This is a genomic window from Pedobacter frigoris, from assembly GCF_032678645.1.
In the GTDB taxonomy this organism is placed as follows: Bacteria; Bacteroidota; Bacteroidia; order Sphingobacteriales; family Sphingobacteriaceae; genus Pedobacter; species Pedobacter frigoris_A.
Genome location: NZ_JAVTSP010000006.1, coordinates 215,993 through 234,464 on the forward strand (window position 1 = coordinate 215,993; position 18,472 = coordinate 234,464).

At 40.8% G+C, this 18,472-nt stretch carries 18 protein-coding genes; 7 read left to right on the forward strand and 11 right to left on the reverse strand.

Annotated features, from left to right (window positions below; genetic code table 11):
- Nucleotides 1-25 precede the first annotated feature (25 nt).
- From secDF to R2Q78_RS18395, 4 genes are all read right to left on the reverse strand, one after another.
- A complete protein-coding gene (secDF, locus tag R2Q78_RS18380; RefSeq protein ID WP_316794012.1) occupies nt 26-2,998 on the reverse strand; it encodes a protein translocase subunit SecDF in 2,973 nt (990 codons plus the stop codon).
- A 129-nt stretch (nt 2,999-3,127) separates the two neighbouring features.
- On the reverse strand, nt 3,128-3,616 hold the full coding sequence (locus tag R2Q78_RS18385) for a dihydrofolate reductase (protein WP_316794013.1): 489 nt from the start codon (nt 3,614-3,616) through the stop codon (nt 3,128-3,130).
- Entirely contained in the window at nt 3,613-4,407 is a 795-nt protein-coding gene (locus R2Q78_RS18390) for a thymidylate synthase (protein ID WP_316794014.1), read from the reverse strand. Before R2Q78_RS18390 ends, R2Q78_RS18385 begins: the two co-directional genes overlap by 4 nt.
- Before the next feature lie 33 nt (nt 4,408-4,440).
- Nucleotides 4,441-5,277, reverse strand: a complete 837-nt coding sequence (locus tag R2Q78_RS18395) for a hypothetical protein (protein WP_316794015.1) — start codon at nt 5,275-5,277, stop codon at nt 4,441-4,443.
- 474 nt (nt 5,278-5,751) lie between these two features.
- Here R2Q78_RS18395 and R2Q78_RS18400 point away from each other — a divergent pair, with 474 nt between their 5' ends.
- Nucleotides 5,752-5,916 (forward strand): hypothetical protein, encoded by a 165-nt coding sequence (locus R2Q78_RS18400; RefSeq protein WP_316794016.1) that lies wholly within the window; start codon nt 5,752-5,754, stop codon nt 5,914-5,916.
- A gap of 71 nt (nt 5,917-5,987) precedes the next feature.
- On the opposite strand, the gene R2Q78_RS18405 is transcribed toward R2Q78_RS18400, so the two are convergent.
- Nucleotides 5,988-6,299, reverse strand: coding sequence for a hypothetical protein (locus R2Q78_RS18405; RefSeq protein WP_316794017.1), 312 nt, complete (start codon nt 6,297-6,299; stop codon nt 5,988-5,990).
- A gap of 282 nt (nt 6,300-6,581) precedes the next feature.
- On the opposite strand from R2Q78_RS18405, the gene ispE reads away from it, so the two are divergent.
- The 3 genes from ispE (at nt 6,582) to R2Q78_RS18420 (ending at nt 9,038) form a co-directional block, all read left to right on the forward strand.
- Nucleotides 6,582-7,385 (forward strand): 4-(cytidine 5'-diphospho)-2-C-methyl-D-erythritol kinase, encoded by an 804-nt coding sequence (gene ispE / locus R2Q78_RS18410; protein WP_316794018.1) that lies wholly within the window; start codon nt 6,582-6,584, stop codon nt 7,383-7,385.
- Nucleotides 7,386-7,452: 67 nt separating this feature from the next.
- Nucleotides 7,453-7,869 carry an OsmC family protein gene (locus R2Q78_RS18415; protein WP_136836624.1) on the forward strand — a complete coding sequence of 139 codons (417 nt, stop codon included), beginning with the start codon at nt 7,453-7,455 and terminating at the stop codon, nt 7,867-7,869.
- A gap of 5 nt (nt 7,870-7,874) precedes the next feature.
- Nucleotides 7,875-9,038: an O-succinylhomoserine sulfhydrylase gene (locus R2Q78_RS18420; protein ID WP_316794019.1), complete on the forward strand. Its 1,164-nt coding sequence runs from the start codon at nt 7,875-7,877 to the stop codon at nt 9,036-9,038.
- Here the strand turns inward: R2Q78_RS18420 and R2Q78_RS18425 are convergent.
- Together R2Q78_RS18425 and R2Q78_RS18430 are read right to left on the reverse strand one after the other, a co-directional pair.
- A complete protein-coding gene (locus R2Q78_RS18425; RefSeq protein WP_136836622.1) occupies nt 9,035-9,331 on the reverse strand; it encodes a LapA family protein in 297 nt (98 codons plus the stop codon). The genes R2Q78_RS18420 and R2Q78_RS18425 overlap by 4 nt on opposite strands.
- 25 nt (nt 9,332-9,356) lie before the next feature.
- The gene (locus R2Q78_RS18430) at nt 9,357-12,167 is read right to left on the reverse strand and encodes a hypothetical protein (protein ID WP_316794020.1); all 2,811 of its coding nucleotides are present in this window, start codon (nt 12,165-12,167) and stop codon (nt 9,357-9,359) included.
- Between the two features lie 262 nt (nt 12,168-12,429).
- Between R2Q78_RS18430 and R2Q78_RS18435 the strand changes: the two genes are divergently transcribed.
- Complete coding sequence (locus R2Q78_RS18435) at nt 12,430-12,597, forward strand: hypothetical protein (RefSeq protein WP_316794021.1); 168 nt, start codon at nt 12,430-12,432, stop codon at nt 12,595-12,597.
- 40 nt (nt 12,598-12,637) lie between these two features.
- On the opposite strand, the gene R2Q78_RS18440 is transcribed toward R2Q78_RS18435, so the two are convergent.
- Genes R2Q78_RS18440 through tgt form a run of 3 tightly spaced genes read right to left on the reverse strand, consistent with a single transcriptional unit; the run spans nt 12,638 to nt 15,775 of the window.
- Complete coding sequence (locus R2Q78_RS18440) at nt 12,638-13,525, reverse strand: DMT family transporter (protein WP_316794022.1); 888 nt, start codon at nt 13,523-13,525, stop codon at nt 12,638-12,640.
- A gap of 15 nt (nt 13,526-13,540) precedes the next feature.
- Nucleotides 13,541-14,644, reverse strand: a complete 1,104-nt coding sequence (locus tag R2Q78_RS18445; protein ID WP_316794023.1) for an LptF/LptG family permease — start codon at nt 14,642-14,644, stop codon at nt 13,541-13,543.
- A complete protein-coding gene (gene tgt, locus R2Q78_RS18450) occupies nt 14,645-15,775 on the reverse strand; it encodes a tRNA guanosine(34) transglycosylase Tgt (RefSeq protein WP_316794024.1) in 1,131 nt (376 codons plus the stop codon).
- An 82-nt stretch (nt 15,776-15,857) separates the two neighbouring features.
- Here tgt and R2Q78_RS18455 point away from each other — a divergent pair, with 82 nt between their 5' ends.
- Together R2Q78_RS18455 and rsmG are read left to right on the forward strand one after the other, a co-directional pair.
- Nucleotides 15,858-16,979 carry a glycosyltransferase gene (locus tag R2Q78_RS18455; protein WP_316794025.1) on the forward strand — a complete coding sequence of 374 codons (1,122 nt, stop codon included), beginning with the start codon at nt 15,858-15,860 and terminating at the stop codon, nt 16,977-16,979.
- Nucleotides 16,970-17,602, forward strand: a complete 633-nt coding sequence (gene rsmG / locus R2Q78_RS18460) for a 16S rRNA (guanine(527)-N(7))-methyltransferase RsmG (RefSeq protein ID WP_316794026.1) — start codon at nt 16,970-16,972, stop codon at nt 17,600-17,602. The genes R2Q78_RS18455 and rsmG overlap by 10 nt, the downstream gene beginning before the upstream one ends.
- 8 nt (nt 17,603-17,610) lie before the next feature.
- Here the strand turns inward: rsmG and R2Q78_RS18465 are convergent, their stop codons facing one another.
- Entirely contained in the window at nt 17,611-18,405 is a 795-nt protein-coding gene (locus tag R2Q78_RS18465; protein WP_316794027.1) for a TlpA disulfide reductase family protein, read from the reverse strand.
- Between the last annotated feature and the right edge of the window lie 67 nt (nt 18,406-18,472).

Below are 18,472 nucleotides of genomic sequence, written 5' to 3' on the forward strand. Positions count from 1 at the left end.
TTAATTATCACAAAGAAGTAATTTCTTATTTTTTCTTGTCGCCCAGATCAATTACGATAGGGGTAGAGATACATAGTGATGAGTAAGTACCGATGATACGACCAATCAGCAATGCGAAGATAAATCCGCGGATACTGGCTCCACCGAAAATAAAGATCACAACCAATACGAAGAATACCGTTAACGAAGTTAAGATGGTACGACTCAATGTACTGTTTAGTGCAAAGTTGATCAGTTTGTTTCTTTCTTCACCATATAGGTCTTGTTTACCAGACTCAGCAAGTTTCTCACGGATACGGTCAAACACAACAACTGTTTCAGTCATGGTATAACCCATTACCGTCAATATCGCAGCGATAAAATCCTGACCAATCTCCAGAGAGAAAGGAAGTACACCATCAAGTATCGTGTAGAATGAAAGTACAAGTAACACATCATGGAACAATGCGATTACCGCACCTAAACCATAGTTTAGTTTTTTGAACCTGACTACGATGTAGATAAACATCACTAAGCAAGAGAACAGGATTGCACCGTAAGCACCGTAAACGATGTCACTTGCGATGATTGGGCCTACTTTCTCATTACTTTCAATAGTGTATTTAACACCAGTTTCAGTTAAACCTTTATTCAAGGCAGTTTCTACTATTTTATCAGCCTGAGTATCAGTGTCAGTGATGTGGTAAGTAGTAGTAATTTTTAATTCATTGTCTGCACCGGCAGTTTTTACAATAGTTTCAGACTCAGTGAAAACATTGTTCAGTTTAGCTTTAACATCCTCAGTGTCCATTCCTTTATCGAAGTGAACGATGTAAGTTCTACCACCCTTAAAGTCGATACCAAGGTTTAAACCTCCGTTTTTAAAGTAGAAGATGAAACCAAGAACAATGATTACAGAAGAAATAGTATAATATAATTTTCTGTGTCCAACGAAGTTGAAGGCAATGTTTTTAAATGCGTGGATCGTGTATTTGTTACCGAAAGTAATGTTTGATTTTTTCTCTAATAACCACTCAAATACCAGGCGAGAGATCAATACAGCACAGAACAGAGATGAAAGGATACCGATACATAATGTAGTCGCAAAACCCTGAACAGGTCCTGTTCCAAATACATAAAGGATAGCACCCAATACAAATACTGTTACGTTTGAGTCAATGATCGAAGACATTGCATGTTTGAAACCTTCTTTGATCGCTACAGGAGTAGGCTTTCCTAAAGTAAGCTCTTCCCTTACACGCTCAAAGATCAGGATATTCGCATCCACAGATAAACCGATTACCAACACGATACCAGCGATACCAGGCAATGTCAATACAGCACCAAGCGATACCAATATTCCCATGATGAAGAACAAGTTGATCACCAATGCAAGGTTAGCTACCCAACCTGCTTTATTGTAATACATGGCCATGAAGATCAGGATCACGATAAATGCAAGTACGAATGACAATAAACCATTGTGGATTGCAGTCTCACCCAAAGTAGGACCTACTACGAACTCACCAACGATTCTTGCAGGAGCAGGTAATTTACCAGCTTTTAAGATGTTAGCCAAATCCTGTGTATCATTTACAGTAAAGTTACCTGTGATTGAAGATCTTCCACCTGAAATCTCATCATTTACAGTAGGAGCAGAGTACACCTGATTATCCAGTACAATTGCAATAGATCTTTTGTCGTTAGGATCAGCAGCAGCCTCACCAGTCATTTTTTTCCAGATTGCAGAACCGTCACCAGTCATTGTCATAGACACTTCCGGTTTACCATTCTGATCGTAATCCGCACGTGCATCACTGATTGCTTCACCACCTAAATCAGGTCGGCCATCCAATGAAGTCACTTTAATGGCGTACAATTCGAATATTTTAGCACCACCTACAGGAGATCCAAGATCAGCAGGTTTTACACTCCACATGAATTTGTAGCTCTGAGGAATGATAGAAGCAATTTCTGGTCTCTTAAGGAATGCGTTAACTTTTGCAGTATCTTTTTGAGCAACCCAACCCACAGCAGCACCCGGGCGCAATTGTTGCTGACCATTTTCTCCCATGTAAGAAGGGATAGTCAACACTGCAAACAAAGGATTTGATTTTGCTGCTTCCTGAGTTTTTACACTTGCAGAATCAGTAGCGGTAGTTTTTTTAGCTAAGCCAGCAAGTTTACTTTCAGATTTAACAGTAGTATCAGTACCTGCAGCTTTAGTAGTGTCAATAGCTTTAGTTTCTTTTAAAGAAGAAGCCAATGTTTTGTTGATGTTTTCCAAGACAGGGTATACTTCCTTATTTTGGTATACATGCCAGAACTGAAGTTCAGCAGAACCTTGTAATAATTTATGTACCCTTTCTTTATCCTGAACACCTGGCATCTCAATCAGGATACGGTTAGTACCTTCTTGTTTCTGCATGTTTGGACTCACCACACCAAAACCATCGATACGGCTTCTGATGATGATGAATGAACGGTCGATAGCACTTGTAGCTTCTTTAGAAAGAAATTTCTTAACCTCAGAATTGCTTGCATCAGGTTTCAATTCCTTAGCGTTATCCTGGTTAGAGAAGAAGTCTACCAATTTTACATTTGGAGATAATTTTTCAAACTCAGTTACAAACAAATCGATGTAATCTTTACCACCGGCATTTAATTGTTGCTGTGCAGTAGACAATGCCTGGTTAAAGTTGGCATCAGAAGTATTGTCAGCTAAAGATTTAACCAATTCAGCCAACGATATTTCCATCGTTACGTTCATACCACCTTTAAGGTCTAGCCCAAGGTTAATTTCTTTTCCTTTACAGAACTGGTAGTTAAATCCAAATACAGGATAAACCGGGACTGTAGCCATTGAATCCAGATAAGCTTTTTCTTTTTCCGGATCTCCTTTAGCATAAGCTTTTGCGTCTTTTTCAACCTTTGAAGTAACAAAGTTGAATGAGAGAGAATACACACAGACAATACCTAAAAGTATTGCCATAAATTTAATAAAACCTTTACCCTGCATTATTTGTTTGTGTTTGTAATAATTAGTCTATATGCAATATATTTTTTTAACAAGTCGGCAAATCTAATTATTTTTTTAATTATTAGGCTACCTTCTGAATTTTTTATTATGAGTTCACTAAGCCGGTCGTCATGCCAGGCGCGATAAGGTCGAAAATGTATAAGCTTCCTTATTTTTCTCATCAGGCTCATGGTGTTCCAGATCACGCTCTTTCCAATCCTGACTATTGATTTCAGGAAAAAAGGTATCTGCATCATAACGCTGATGAACCCTGGTTAGGTATATGCGGTCGGTATCGTTTAGCGCATGTTTGTAAATCTCTGCGCCGCCTATCACAAATACTTCTTCCTCATCCTGGCAAAGCTCAAGGGCTGCAGCAATATCATTTATAACCTCTACTCCTTCAATCTCCAAACCTGTATTGCGTGTGATGACGATGTTACGTCTGTTTGGCAAGGGCCTGCCGATAGAATCATACGTCTTACGGCCCATGATGATCGTATGGCCGCTGGTGATCTGTTTGAAATGTTTTAAGTCGGCCGGAAGGTGCCACAACAACTGATTATCCTTGCCGATAGCATTGTTCTCTGCTATAGCTACTACGATAGATAAAATCATACTGCTACCACTCCTTTAATGTGTGGATGGGGTTCATAACCCTTCAGTGTAAAATCTTCGTATTTGAAGCTGAATATATCTTTCACATCAGGATTGATCTCCATTACCGGCAAATCTTTCGTGTCGCGGCTCAACTGCAGTCTGGCCTGTTCAATATGGTTGTTGTATAAATGTGCATCGCCCAACGTATGGATAAAATCGCCATACTGCAAGCCGCATACTTGTGCCACCATCATGGTCAGCAAAGCATAAGACGCAATATTAAAAGGCACACCTAAAAAGATATCTGCGCTGCGCTGATAAAGCTGGCAACTCAATTTTCCGTCGGCCACATAAAACTGAAAAAAGGCATGGCATGGTGGTAAAGCCATATTGTCTACCTCAGCCACGTTCCACGCTGATACGATGATCCTGCGGGAATCTGGGTTATTTTTGATGGTATCTATGATTTTTGAGATCTGATCAATATGACCGCCATCAGGTTTAGGCCATGAACGCCATTGCGAACCGTAAACAGGGCCAAGGTCGCCATTTTCATCTGCCCATTCGTCCCAGATCCTCACACCATTATCTTTTAGATATTTTATATTGGTGTCGCCGCTCAAAAACCAGATCAGTTCATGGATAATAGATTTTAAGTGCAGTTTTTTAGTCGTTACCATAGGGAAACCCTTTTGCAGGTCGAACCGCATTTGGTAGCCGAATACGCTAATGGTTCCCGTGCCGGTACGGTCGTGTTTTTGCGTGCCATTATCGAGCACATGCTGCATCAAATCTAAATATTGCTTCATAATTTTCTAAGACAGTATACAAAAGTAAGGGATTTACCCTTCAGGTTCAGCAAAATTAAGTTTTAATTTGCTCATGTTTGACCATCCTGTCGCTTTACTCTTTCCGTTTACAGTTACAGGCTTTGGTATGATAAACTCTCCCGGTGTAAATATGGCGCCAACAATTGCTGCCGGATTCAATTCCTTGTTATTTAGCGGCGTCTTTACCTGATTTTGCAATTTGTAATATTTGATGCCTAAGCCAACTACACCCAAACACCCCGGCATAATATCGAACTGAAATTGAGTTTCAGGGATATGAGTTTGCTCTGGCAGGATTTCGAGCGTTTGTAATTGAGTACTTTTTTCGGTACTGCCGAAAAGCGCAAATTGCCCCATTTTGATGTAGAATTCACAAGAGTTTGCATGGTTTGGCATTTTTAGTTGCTCCACAACTTCAAAGGCAGGTATGGTGAGGGTGATTTGATTCTTACTATCATTGATTGTTAAGTAAGGTTTCACCCAAAGAAAATTAGATAATGGAGATTTGTCATTGAACTGGAAGCCGGCAAGGTTTTCAAAACTATCTTCCTGGAAGGCGTAAGTCATAGTTTCCTTATCACAGCAATGATCCAAAATAGAACGGTTTGCAGTTGACAGATTATTGATCATTGTACCGGGATAATTGTCTCCATAAAGTGAGCTCATAGAGGTTCTTATACTTTTAGATAAAGTACTGGCATTTCCCATAATGCCTGCGGTTTTTTGAGAGGCCTCTGTTTGAGGGACCTGTGCAGGAATTGATTGTGCTGTTAGTTTGCCGTTTTTTTGCACCTTTAGGACTATTTTGCCGATTATTCCCTTGAAGTGTTTGCCATTAAATATTGCCATCGTAATACATAAAATTAGTCTAAGCCATGATTAACCAATACTTAACAAAGGTTTACCCCACCTTTTTTCCAATAAAACGTGGGGTAGAGGTGGGGTAGATGTGGCTTAGAGGTGGGCTAGCTACCTGCCATACTTCTACTTGTCTTTAACCCTCGTGTAGTTTTGGTTAGTATTTAGTTATTTTAATTAACTGCAAGATACGAATTTTTTCAAGATTTAGCGCTTTGTTTAGGCTGTTTCAGTGTCAAATTTTTGATATTTGTTGATTTAACTAATGATGCTTTGTTCAGGGTTAATTGTCATTAATTTTTGGAGTTATGGAGATTAGGCATCGATTTTTTTTCAATTAGTGGATTCCCGATAGAGGGTTATTACTTTGGTTTTTTTATATTTTAGCTTCTATCTCTACTAAGATAAGACTTGTTAAATAGAGACATTTGTTTAAATTTGGTATAGTTTTTAAACCAGTATTTAATGGGAAAACAGAAGCAATCATTTGATCAGGCTGAATCGGAGCGTTTAAAAGAAGGGCTAAAAAGAAGCTATAAGGAGCGTTTTGAAATGGCAACCCGTTTGTATAAAATACAACAGACCATGAAACAGGCTTCCATATCCCATAAACCATTTATCAGTAAGTAATTTTCTAAATACTACAAAAGCCGGAATCCTCCGGCTTTTGTAGTATTAGCTATTAGTATATTGAATTTTAATTATTCAATGATTTTACCGTCTTTGTCGATTTTCAAAGAACCGGTTTCTTGTTCTTTCTTCACGTTGATCAGATAGTAAGAAGTTTTGTCTGCATTAGTCACTAAAAATGCTGCAGTTGGTGTCCAGGCTTTAACAGGGTCAGATTGTAGGGTCTTAGTAACTGCCTCTGGAAGGTCTTTCAACTCAACCGGAGCTTTTGTAGTACTATCTTGTTGTACAGCAACTATAATTGGGTTTTTGATGTCGCTCGCTTTTACTGTTGTTAATCCTGCTACTGCTAAAAATGCTGCTGATAAGATGATCTTTTTCATAATACTTATTTTAATGTTTCAGTTAAAAATTCATGTTAATTGTGTTTAGTGTATGCTTCATAATGATACCAAACATTGTGGTTTTTGGCACTTGATTGATTATTAGTAGTTTATGTTTTTTGGTGTAAAGATTAGTTGTAGAGTTTCTCCACACTTTGTTGAGTTTATAAGCGAAAACGCAGGGTTAGATGACGGCAAGAAATAAAAGCATGCCTAAATGCCAGTTGTAATTCTGAATCGATTATTTGTAAGTTTGCCGGCACAATATTAACCGGACGACCGATGCTCGCATTTGCAAATGCCAAGATCAACCTTGGCCTCAACATCATAGAGAAAAGACCCGACGGATACCATAATCTGGAAACGGTGTTTTACCCTGTTAAGCTTTATGATGTCATAGAGATCACAGATGCAGCAGAGACGAGCTGTGTGATCAAGGGTATTGATGTGCCTGGCGACGCCACAGACAACATCTGTCTCAAAGCGTATCAACTGCTGAAAAAAGATTTCAACCTGCCTCCACAGCAAATTACTTTGCTGAAGAACATTCCTGTGGGTGCCGGACTAGGGGGTGGTTCTTCTGATGCTGCGTTTCTGATTAAGCTGCTAAACCAGAAGTTTGAATTGGGCCTAACCGACAGGCAAATGGAGACCTATGCCGGACAGCTTGGTGCAGATTGCCCTTTCTTTATTCGCAATGAACCAGTATTTGCTGAGGGGATCGGCGACCAGTTCAGTCCGGTTGATCTCGATCTCTCCAACTATTTTATGGTGCTGATGAAGCCTCAGGTTCACGTATCTACAGCTGATGCTTACAGCGGAATAAAGCCTATAATTCCTAGTAGTTCGGTAAAAGATTTAATACCTTTGCCCCTCAAAGATTGGAAATTGAATCTGAAGAATGATTTTGAGGCCACTGTGTTCTCAAAATATCCTGAAATAGAGCGGGTAAAAACGGAGTTGTATCACGCTGGTGCAATTTATGCAGCCATGAGTGGTAGCGGTTCGTGTGTATTTGGTATTTTTGAGGAAGAGACAAAATTGTCCGGTCTGGAAAAGGACAATAAAGTATTTTACGATGTCTGAAAATCCTAATGAAAGATCTCTTAATCATCATTGGGAAAATCGGCATAATTGACAACAAAAGGAATATATGGAGATCAACTTAGTACGTAAAAGTGGCAAGTTTAATTTTGAAGCTGAAAATTCAAGCGGCTTTAAGGTTGAGCTGGATGCAAAACAGGAAATCGGAGGAGAGGGTAAAGGTTTCAGACCAATGGAAATGTTGCTGATTGGCCTTGGTGGCTGCAGCGGCATAGATATGGTCAATGTGCTGACCAAGCAAAAGGAGCCGCTGAATGATGTAAAAATCAGTATCAAGGCTACAAGAAAGGATCAGGAGATGCCACCGATATTTGATGTCATCAATATTCATTTTGATCTTTACGGTACATTAAGCGTACAAAAAGTAGAGCGTGCGCTGGATATGACTTTTGACAAGTATTGCTCGGTATCCAATATTCTGGGACGCTCTGCACAAATTAATTTTACATACACCATTCATCAATAATAAAAATGCAAGACAATTTCGAAACCTTAGCCATTCGTTTACAAGCGGAAAGAACACAGTTTAAAGAGCACTCAGTGCCTTTGTACCTCACTTCAAGTTATAAATTTGATGATGCTGAGGAAATGCGTGCACTTTTTGCAAACGAAAAGGAAGGTAACGTATACAGCCGTTATGCCAATCCTAATACAGACGAACTGATCAATAAAATGGCGGTTCTGGAAGGTGCAGAGGCAGGATGGGCTACAGCTAGCGGAATGGCTGCGATTTTTACAACTTTTGCGTCGTTCCTGCAGTCTGGCGATCATGTGTTGTCCAGCCGTTCGGTTTTTGGTTCTACACATCAGTTGCTCAATAATATTTTTCCTAAATGGGGCGTAAGTTATACTTATGCTGACCTGGATAAACTGGATCAATGGGAAAATGGCATCAAGCCTAACACCAAAATGATCTTTGTAGAGACGCCTTCAAATCCTGGTATTGACATCATCGACCTGGAGTGGCTGGCACAACTGGCTAAGAAAAATGGAATTATGCTGGTGGTCGACAATTGTTTTGCTACGCCTTACCTGCAGCAGCCAATCAAATTGGGTGCGGATATTTCTATTCACTCGGCAACTAAATTCATCGACGGACAAGGCCGTACGCTTGGTGGAATCATCTTAGGTTCCGCTAAACTGATCAAGGAAATTGAAGGTTTTGCAAGGCACAGCGGACCGGCTATGTCGCCGTTTAATGCCTGGTTGCTTTCGAAAAGCTTAGAAACCTTAGCTGTGCGTATGGACAGGCATTGTGAAAGTGCCTTAAAGGTTGCTCAGTTTTTGGAGGGCAATGCGGTGATTAAAAAAGTGATGTATCCTTTTTTGCCTTCGCACCCGCAGTATGACATCGCGAAGAAACAAATGAGACAGGGTGGTGGTATCGTGACCTTCGTGATCGATGGCGGAGTAGCTGCGGCTGGTAAGTTTATGGATGGACTGAAAATGTTCTCTATTTCTGCGAATCTTGGTGATACGAGGTCTATCGCTACGCATCCGGCTACAAGTACGCACTCTAAACTTACAGAAGAAGAGCGTTTGCAGGTAGGTATTGAGCAGGGAACAATTCGCCTGTCAATAGGTTTGGAACATATTGATGATATCCTGGCTGATATTAAACAGGCTTTAGCCTAACTGATATAATCACGATCCTCATCACTGAGGTCGTTTTTTCTTTTCAAATCATTTCTCCGATCCTCAGGTGACACCTGGGGATCGTTCATGTCGTAGCTGCTCACAGTTGTTTTTGGTTTGGCTGCCCAGTAGCCGAGGATAAATCCTACAAAAGTACATATGCCTACTACCAGAAGCTTAGAAATGTCCCTTTTGACAAAAATAAAGTTGAATTCAACTGCATCGGTATTGATCATCAAAAATATAGTGATTAGTGCAGTAAAGGCGATAATAAAAATGGTTTTGGTTTTCATCAGGATAGGGTTTTGTTTTCTTTCGTTAAAAGCTGTAGTTGAAAATCAATTCTAATATAGGGTTTTGATTGTACTTTTTGTTTACAAACACAAATCTCGCGCCTAAATCTACGATCGGCTGGTATCTGAGTACATTCAGACTGCTGCGCAGTTCAAAGCCATAGGTTTTAGGTTCCGTCATATTGGTTTCTGTACCGATGTTCTCATAGTGACAAAACAGCGTGCCTCTTAGGTTCCTGATGTAGGCCAGCGGACCGATCTCAGCATCAGGGAATGCAATAGGAAAGCGGTAGTTGAATAACAGCGTGTTGTTTAATGTGCTTGTCGCCTTGATGTTGTTGTAGCCGTAAACGGTTGCGATCTCCTGATCGTACCTGCGTATTCCTGTTGCGGTCTGGTAGTTGAAGTTGGCAAGGAAGCTGTGGTTTTTTGCCAGTCCTGGGAAATACAGAAATCCTTCAGCAGCAAACAGGCGTCCGGCCAACTGGCCGTCAAACGGCTGGTGTATGTAGGTAAATCTTAAGGTTTGCGCCCATTTTGGCGCAATGTCTCTCTCTGCTTGTCTGACCGTATGTGTGAAAGTGAAATTGTACTGCATTGGAAAAGCCAGCTCTGTAATGAAGTTTGAAGGAAGGTTTTCCGGCATGTATCTGCTCGTGTAGCTGGTCGAGGTGTTTACAGAAAAGTTGTAATTGTGGTTGCGGGCATTGATGCTTAGCGGGAGCGAGGCCTGAAGCTGAACATAGTTCTCTCTCCAGTCACCCTGAAGTACTCCTGCTTTGGTATTGTAAAAACCTCTCCTCGGACGGTTTCTGTAGGTGGCCCGGATGATCGGGTAGAATGTTTTCAGGCTAAAGCCCGTGCTGTACTCAAATCTGTTGAGGTCGCGGTGGTAGTCTGCCCCTGCAAAAAAATCGAAAGTATTGAGGAGGTTATTCGAGTTCAGCTGCAATCCAAACTGATATTCGTCTTCGATCACAGGGATGACGCTGTGGACGTTGAACAGGTGACTGAGGGTTTTGTATGGTTGGGAGGTGAAACTGCTGTCAGGAACGTTTAAAAATACGTTTCCGGTGTTTTCCTGGTGTTGGGTTGGAGCGCCGAAATAAACAAAGCTATTCCTGCCCGAGGGTGTTGGGTTGATGTCCGTTTCTGAGACCTCATATCCTGACACATCGTAGTTGTTGAATATGATCTTTTCAGTTCCCTCTATTTTGGACGGATTAAAAGCGCCGTATTTAGAGGCGCTCAGAGCGCTTATCTTTCTGCTGATGGTGTCTATGTAGTAAATGTTATCAATTCCATTGTAGTGGGCGTTAAAAGCTATTCCCTGATTAATATAGACCGGTCTGCTCAGCTGCTGTTGTGATTCTTTGATTAAAACCTCGTTTTTGTCTTGTGTTCCGGCAATTCTCAGGGCTTTCCCTTTTTCGCTCACGCTGATGTAGGCGACCAGGTTTCCGCTGCTGTCATAGCTGGGGGTTTGAAGGATCAGGTTTTCCGGATTGGCGAAGGTGTTGATGATCTTTCCGCTTTCTGCATCAAGCTCCACGAGATTGCATTTGTTGCTCAGGTCAAATCTCACCGCCACGATCTTTTTCCCGTCAGCCGAGACAGCAGGAGAGAAGAGCCTGCTGCGCGAACTGAGCTTTTTGAATTTTTTTGTGCTCATGTTGTAGCTGCAGATCACACTGTAGCTCCTTTGACGATATCTGGGGTCATACCGGATCTCATCCCACACGATCATGTTGGCGGCGTAACTGAACCAGGGTTGCTCCTGAGGGCCAATGCCAAAGAGCCTGTGTTCTTTTTTGTTGCTGTCGATCAGCACAAAATGAGCGGCTTCACTTTTGCTGTCCTTTAGTGCGAGTATTTTTTCGTTCTTCAGTTTTACCGGCATGAAATAGTTGGTAGCATAACCAGCTGCTTTGTTCAGTGTAGGATAAGTTTGTGTCTTCAGGTTTTTATCCTGAGTCTCCCATTCTTTCTTGAGCAGGGCTGAAGTCCGGAGGTAAGATTGTCTTGTTCCTTTTCCTGTGAATTTTTTCAGGCTGTTCGAGAAAGGGTAAAGTCGTGCGGGTCTTTTACGGATGTCCGTAAGTACGCTGTCGAAAATATTTCTGCCAAAATCTTTTCTGATGTTTGAGGCCATCAGATAGCCGAGCTGATAGTAGCCGGGGGTGATGTCTTTGTTGGATCCAAAATTGGCTTTGCTGTAGGAAAATCTTCTGCCTTCGAGCAGTGCTGTCCGGTAAGGCATCACCCATGATGGTTGTCGTCCTCTGCCGGAATTTGTAAGTGCAGTTTCGATGGTTACGGCGTCGCCTTCAAAGAACCAAAGCGGGATGCTTACACCGAACCATGCGAAGTAAATATCTTCGGGAAAAGGGGAAGCTTTTCCGTTGGTCAGTTTGTCGAACTGGGCGACGTGACGAAGCTCATGTACAGCCAGGTTGTTCAGCCAATCCTGACTGTCGAATTGCTGCGGTGGGGTAGTGTAAAATTCTGACTTTTTTGGGGCTAGTTGGACGAAGCCATTTGCGATTACTCCACGGTTTTGAAGGACGATCGGGATGCTCGTTTTTTGCCTGTTCAGGGAGCTCCCTACATAAGGGTAGATGAAGCTGATTGTGCCGGCCATTCTTTGTGCCTCTTTTTCGAGTTCGTCGGGATAAATGAGTTTGAAGCCCGAGGTGTTTATTTGCCTCCATTTTACACTAAGTGGGTTTTGCTCACCTCCGAAAATTTGAGCAAAAGCAGTATGTGAAATAACAGTTAATATAAATACATTTATTGTATTGATTATCAATTGTTTTATGCTGTATTTATTAATCATTATATGGTGTATGCTAAAATTATTAGTTTTTGTATTTCCTGAAAGCGTATTTTGTCTTATTTTTTTATTTAATTATAAGTATTTATTTTATTGATATTCAATGAAATAAAATAACCTATATAAAATAGGTATTGTTGGTTTTTTTTGTGATTTTTAAGCTTTTTTCTGTGATGGTTTTATAAATTTAGACATAGCTTTGTAATTGTCTGAATCTGCTGTTAAGGTACACTATTTAGGCTGTAAATCCAACAAATTTTTTTTGATGAAAATTAAGAATGTATACAGATTGGGCAAAATAACTAAAGTAAAATGCGCTGATTATTGGATGGATTTTGAAGGAAAATCAAGCATTTACAACTGCTTTTTAGAGCGCTGTTTAGGTCTGTTTTGGGATAGTTTAAGGGTAAGGGTATCATGCCTGGACACGTAAGGAAAACACTCCCCTACTCTGCGTTTTCAAGGAAGAAAAACTACTGTAAATTCTTGCGTTTTTTGTAGACCGGATACAGGAAAACTGAACCTAAAATCAGCGTGGCTCCGAGGTAAAATCCGACCGACATAGACTCCTTTGAACCGAAGAAAAGGAAGGCTAAAATGATGCCGTATACGGGCTCTAAATTCGTGATTAGGGCGACCCGGAATGCAGATAGATTTCGCATCACTGAGACTCCTGCAACGTATGCCAGAGCGGTGCATATAGTGCCCAATATGATCAGGTAAATCCAGTCATGAACTCCCAGGTTGAAGGACTCATTTTGGAGTTCTCCGGTGAACAAACGGTATAATGTAATCCAGAAAAAGGCGCCGGATATTTCGTAGAATCCTATGATTTTTGCATCGCTTTTCTGAACCAGATTGGAGTTGATGATGGCAAAAATACTCGATGCGACGGTGGCTAAAAGGCCCAAAACTATCCCTAATGTGTACTGTGATTCAAACTTAAATATGAGGTATATGCCCAGAATAATGATGAGTCCAACGAAGATATCGGGCTTGAATATCGGCTGTTTCTTTACTAAAGGCTCTAATACTGCCGTAAAAAGGGTGATGGACGACATGCATACAAGTACCACTGATACAGTAGATACCTTAATGGCATGAAAGAATAAGATCCAGTGTATGGCTACTATACTTCCAGTGAAAAAGAACTGCAGAAACTGTTTTCTGGTCACTTTTATGCTGGTTTTGCTCAGTTTAAAATAAACAAATAAGGTAATGCTGGCAATAAGCACCCTATACCACACCATTTGCACTGCATCAATAGATATAAGGGCGCCAAGAATGCCTGTGAAGCCCCATATGAAGACAGTAAAATGCAGTACCAGTAAGCTTTTCGTTATGGAAGAAAGGTTGTTCATTGTGAAATTGAAGGTTTATTTTGGTGCTTTTCTAAGCAAATAGTAACCAAGCAATCCAAAAAATAGTGTAGGAGCCAATACGGCAAACAGAGGCGGGAAGCCTCCTTTTAAAGAGAACATTTCGGCGAAACGTTGCATAACTATATAGCCAAAACTGAGCAATATCCCAATTCCAAGAGGCAAGCCCACACCACCGCGGACTTTGCGTGATGACAGTGCAACCCCAATAAGCGTAAGGACAAAAGCCGACAAAGGATCTAAAAAGCGCCTGTACTGCTCGAAAAGCAAGTTATTCCATATGCCTGTGCCCCTTATTTTTTCTTTTTTGATCTTGTATGCCAGCTCTTTATTAGAAAGGTTACTATAGATATTGTCGAAGGCTGAGAAATCATCAGGACGCATATCCAGAACAGTGTCTTTGCTCATGCTTGTTCCGGTGATCATCGTCTCCTTAAAGCCATCTATGAGCCTTATAGAGTAGTTGGTCAGTTTCCAGGATCTCTTTACAGAGTCCCATTTGATCTCATCGGCAACGAGCTTTTTTGTCAATACATCACCTTTGAAATTGTCCAGGGAGAAGCGTGTTCCGGTTTTGCTTCTGTTGTCGAAATTATCGATGTAAATGTAGGTCTTGTCGTCCAGCTTCATGTGGATGTTGTTCTTGCTCGTCGGGGCATTTCTCTTTACATAGCTGTTTTCAAAGCTGTTCTTGATGCGATTGGTGTAAGGTAAAATATAGAGATTTGAGGCAAGATTGACCGCAAATATGATGAATGCCGATACAAAATAGGGCATCAGAAAGCGGTTGAAGCTCACTCCACCGCTTAAAATAGGGACAATTTCAGTCTGATCAGCCATCTTTGCGGTAAAAAATATCACCGCTATAAAGTTGATCAGGGGCGAGAGCATGTTCACGTAGAACGGGATAGATCCCGCGTAATATAAGGTGATTACCTGCCAGAAAGTGAGGTTTGCACTCAGGAAATCATCCAGCTTTTCCGACAAGTCAAAGATCACGATGATGATTACAAACAGCGTTAGGGTATACAAAAACGTACCCAGGTATTTGCTGATGATGTACCAATCAATGATTTTGATCCTGTCTTTGAAGAAGCTCATTTATAATTTATTCCCTAAGATAGTGACCATTTTGTTTTTCCATGCATAAAACTCTCCGCTGATGATCTTTTCTCTTGCTTCTTTAACCAGCCACAGGTAAAAATGGAGGTTGTGAAGTGTGGCTATCTGTGCGCCAAGCATTTCTTTTGAGTGCATTAGGTGCCTCAGGTAAGCTTTGGAATACACCTGGTCGGCATGAAGATCGCTTTCAGCATCAATAGGAGATAGGTCGTCTGCCCACTTTTTATTGCCGATATTGATGATTCCGTTTCTTGTAAACAACATTCCGTTACGTGCATTTCTGGTAGGCATTACACAGTCGAACATATCTACACCTAAAGCAATGTTTTCCAGTATGTTGATAGGAGTGCCTACGCCCATAAGGTAACGTGGTTTTTCATAGGGTAGTATATCGCATACCACTTCTGTCATGCCATACATTTCTTCTGCAGGTTCTCCAACGGACAGTCCGCCGATCGCATTACCTTCGCGCTCCATAGAAGCGATAAATTCTGCAGATTTCACCCTAAGGTCCTTATATACAGATCCCTGAACGATAGGGAACAATGTCTGGTTGAAACCATATTTCGGCTCAGTGCTGTCAAATCTTGCACAGCAGCGTTTCAGCCACCGGTGCGTCATGTTGATAGATGAAGCCGCGTATTTATAATCACATGGATAAGGCGTACATTCATCGAACGCCATGATGATATCGGCACCAATGGTGCGCTGGATATCCATTGCATATTCAGGTGTGAAAAGGTGTTTCGAACCATCAATGTGAGAGTTGAAGGTCACGCCTTCTTCTTTAATTTTTCTTACTTTACTTAAAGAATATACCTGGTAACCTCCGCTGTCTGTAAGAATCGGACGGTCCCAGCCGATGAATTTATGCAGTCCGCCTGCCTTTTCCAATATGTCAAGACCCGGACGAAGGTATAAATGATAGGTATTTCCAAGGATGATTTTGGCATCGATGTCTTGTTTCAGTTCGCGCTGATGAACGGCCTTAACCGTGCCAGCGGTGCCTACAGGCATGAAAATGGGCGTTTGGATTTCTCCATGGTCCGTAGTAACTGTTCCTGCTCTTGCTTTGGAATGTATGTCTTTTGCCTGTAAACTAAACTTCATAATCTTGCCTTCAAAAAATCTGGGCAAAAGTAGCAAAAAAACCAGTTAAAAATGAGAAATTTGCCGGTTACAAAAATACATCGTGGAATTAACCTTAATAGAGAGCTGCCTGCTCGGCGCTTTAATCTTTTGTTTTTTAATACAGTTATACTTTAGCCTTTTCGTACACTTAAAATTAGCGCTGATCAAAATCAACCCTATAGCTGAGTCCGGCAGGAAACCGCTGAGCGTCATCATCTGCGCGCGTAACGAAGTGGAGAACCTGAGGCAATATCTTCCCGTGGTTTTGGAGCAGAATTATCCTGATTTTGAGGTAGTTGTTGTGAATGACCGCTCATGGGATGGGACAAGGGATCTTCTGGAGGAATTTTCCAAACAGTATAAACGCCTTAAAATAGTTACGATTGCTGAAGGAGAGAAGTTCATTGCAGGAAAGAAGTTTGCGGTGACCATGGGTATTAAAGCAGCAGCGTATGAATGGTTGGTGTTTACCGATGCAGATTGTGTGCCGGCATCTCCAAACTGGCTTTTGGGTATGCAGCAGCCTGCTGATGAAAAGACTGAAATTTTGCTGGGATACTCACCTTACCTGAAAAAAAAGGGAGTTCTGAATGCTTTGATCCGTTTTGAAACCTTTTTTACAGCTGTTAACTACCTCGCTTTCGCTATAAAAGGAATGCCTTATATGGGCGTCGGACGTAATATGGCTTATAAAAAGTCGCTTTTTTTTAAAAACAAAGGTTTTGCTGCACACATGCACATCCCCTCCGGCGATGATGATTTATTTGTAAATGCCCATGCACATAAAAACAATACAGAGATCTGTATACATAAAGATACGCACGTATGGAGTGAGCCTAATACCAGCTTTAGTGCTTACTTAAGGCAGAAAAAGAGGCATTTTGGAGCGGGTAAATTATATAAAGGCAAGCATAAATTCATCCTGTCTTTGCAGATTATATTTCAATTCCTGTTTTACGCATTTTTCGTGGCGTTGATGTTTTTCAAGCCTGCTATGTATATCGCATTGGGTATTCTTGGTTTGAGTATCATCATCAGGTGCTTTATTTATCCGAGATTGCTGAAACGGCTTAATTATGGTAGATTGAGCATTTGGTTTCCGCTTCTGGATGTGCTGTTGTTCATTTTTCTGGTGTTTAATGCCATTGTATCTATATTTGTTAAAAAAGTAACGTGGAAATAAAGTCGACATTAATACAAAAGTATTTCAAGGAGCTAACTGACAAGCAGATTGCCCAGTTTGATCAGTTGTATGATTTATACAGTTTCTGGAACGCCCAGATCAATGTGATATCGAGAAAAGACATTGATGAACTTTATGAACGCCATATCCTTCATTCATTGGGAATTGCGAAGTTTTGTACTTTTAAACCTGGTGAAAAGGTGCTTGATGTTGGTACTGGCGGAGGGTTTCCCGGAGTTCCCCTGGCGATTTTATTTCCGGAAACACAGTTTCATCTGGTAGATTCTATTGGAAAGAAGATCAAGGTTGTTACCGAAGTTTCTGCTGCTTTAGGTCTTCAGAATCTGAAAGCAAGTCATTTGAGAGCAGAGCAGGTGACAGATAAGTATGATTTTGTAGTTTCCAGGGCAGTTACGCGTCTGATTGATTTTTATCCATGGGTAAAAGGAAAGTTCAATAAAGACTCCAAGAATGCGATTCCAAACGGAATACTTTATTTAAAAGGTGGTGATTTGGCAGAGGAAATTGCTGAATCAAGACTGAAAGCAGAATTGTATCCGCTTTCAGCCTATTTTAATGAAGAGTTTTTTGATACTAAATACGTTGTTTATATCCCGCAATAAAAGCGGGATTATTGAGCTGCTTCTTTGGTCAATTCTTTCAGGATGACATTTGCATCGCCAGCTTTGGCTACCAGACCTTTTTTGTTTATGATTAGGTGCGTTGGATACTGACGAATTCCCAACACCTTACTGAGGTAATTTTCCTGATTGGCTACAACAGCATAGTCGAATTTTGTTTTTTTGAGAAAATTGTTCAGGTCTTTTTTATCATCAAAAGCAAGACTTACAAAAAGTATGTCTTTGCGGTCTTTATATTTAGCTACCCATCGGTTTAGTTCGGGCATTTCCTGTCTGCAGGGCAGGCAACTCACAAACCAGAATTTAAATACAACTATCTTATTTTTAGTCGTTATTTCATTGTACTTTTTTCCGTTTATATCTGTAAAATTAAATCCAGGTAGCTTTTTTCTTTCTTTTTTGTAGTGTTCATAAATGGTCTTACAGTAATCCTGAATTACGGCTATTGTATATTGATCTGTTCCCGCAGGCATTTTATATAGCTGGTAAGCAAGCGAGGAAGGGCTGGTCGTCAATTTTAAAGGAAGATACCCCCCGCTAGCTGTTTGCTTTAGAAATTCAGCCTTGCTAATCGGTTTAGAAAATTGGTTATAAGCAATAAATTCATCGCTTAACCGTAAGTGATCCCTATCGTAATACAACCAGTTCATCGTGTCTTCCAGGATTTTTTTTGCCGGAACAACCGGAGCGCCCAGTTTAGAGCTTTGGCCGTATAGCTTAAAAAATCCGCATGAAATGATCAGTATGGTATTGATCGTTAATCTGATTTTAAATCTTGTTATCATTTTATGCCTTAATGAAATTAAAAAGCCAGGTCTGTAATACATAGTTCATTACAGACCTGGCCTCCAA

Coding starts and splice junctions, on each gene's coding strand:
- R2Q78_RS18390 (WP_316794014.1), bottom strand. CDS start 4,407: ATGAAGCAATATTTAGATTTGATGCAGCATGTGCTCGATAATGGCACG.
- R2Q78_RS18430 (WP_316794020.1), bottom strand. CDS start 12,167: ATGATTAATAAATACAGCATAAAACAATTGATAATCAATACAATAAAT.
- ispE (WP_316794018.1), top strand. CDS start 6,582: ATGCTCGCATTTGCAAATGCCAAGATCAACCTTGGCCTCAACATCATA.
- R2Q78_RS18435 (WP_316794021.1), top strand. CDS start 12,430: ATGAAAATTAAGAATGTATACAGATTGGGCAAAATAACTAAAGTAAAA.
- R2Q78_RS18465 (WP_316794027.1), bottom strand. CDS start 18,405: ATGATAACAAGATTTAAAATCAGATTAACGATCAATACCATACTGATC.
- R2Q78_RS18440 (WP_316794022.1), bottom strand. CDS start 13,525: ATGAACAACCTTTCTTCCATAACGAAAAGCTTACTGGTACTGCATTTT.
- R2Q78_RS18385 (WP_316794013.1), bottom strand. CDS start 3,616: ATGATTTTATCTATCGTAGTAGCTATAGCAGAGAACAATGCTATCGGC.
- R2Q78_RS18405 (WP_316794017.1), bottom strand. CDS start 6,299: ATGAAAAAGATCATCTTATCAGCAGCATTTTTAGCAGTAGCAGGATTA.
- secDF (WP_316794012.1), bottom strand. CDS start 2,998: ATGCAGGGTAAAGGTTTTATTAAATTTATGGCAATACTTTTAGGTATT.
- R2Q78_RS18395 (WP_316794015.1), bottom strand. CDS start 5,277: ATGGCAATATTTAATGGCAAACACTTCAAGGGAATAATCGGCAAAATA.
- R2Q78_RS18420 (WP_316794019.1), top strand. CDS start 7,875: ATGCAAGACAATTTCGAAACCTTAGCCATTCGTTTACAAGCGGAAAGA.
- R2Q78_RS18415 (WP_136836624.1), top strand. CDS start 7,453: ATGGAGATCAACTTAGTACGTAAAAGTGGCAAGTTTAATTTTGAAGCT.
- R2Q78_RS18445 (WP_316794023.1), bottom strand. CDS start 14,644: ATGAGCTTCTTCAAAGACAGGATCAAAATCATTGATTGGTACATCATC.
- R2Q78_RS18400 (WP_316794016.1), top strand. CDS start 5,752: ATGGGAAAACAGAAGCAATCATTTGATCAGGCTGAATCGGAGCGTTTA.
- tgt (WP_316794024.1), bottom strand. CDS start 15,775: ATGAAGTTTAGTTTACAGGCAAAAGACATACATTCCAAAGCAAGAGCA.
- R2Q78_RS18425 (WP_136836622.1), bottom strand. CDS start 9,331: ATGAAAACCAAAACCATTTTTATTATCGCCTTTACTGCACTAATCACT.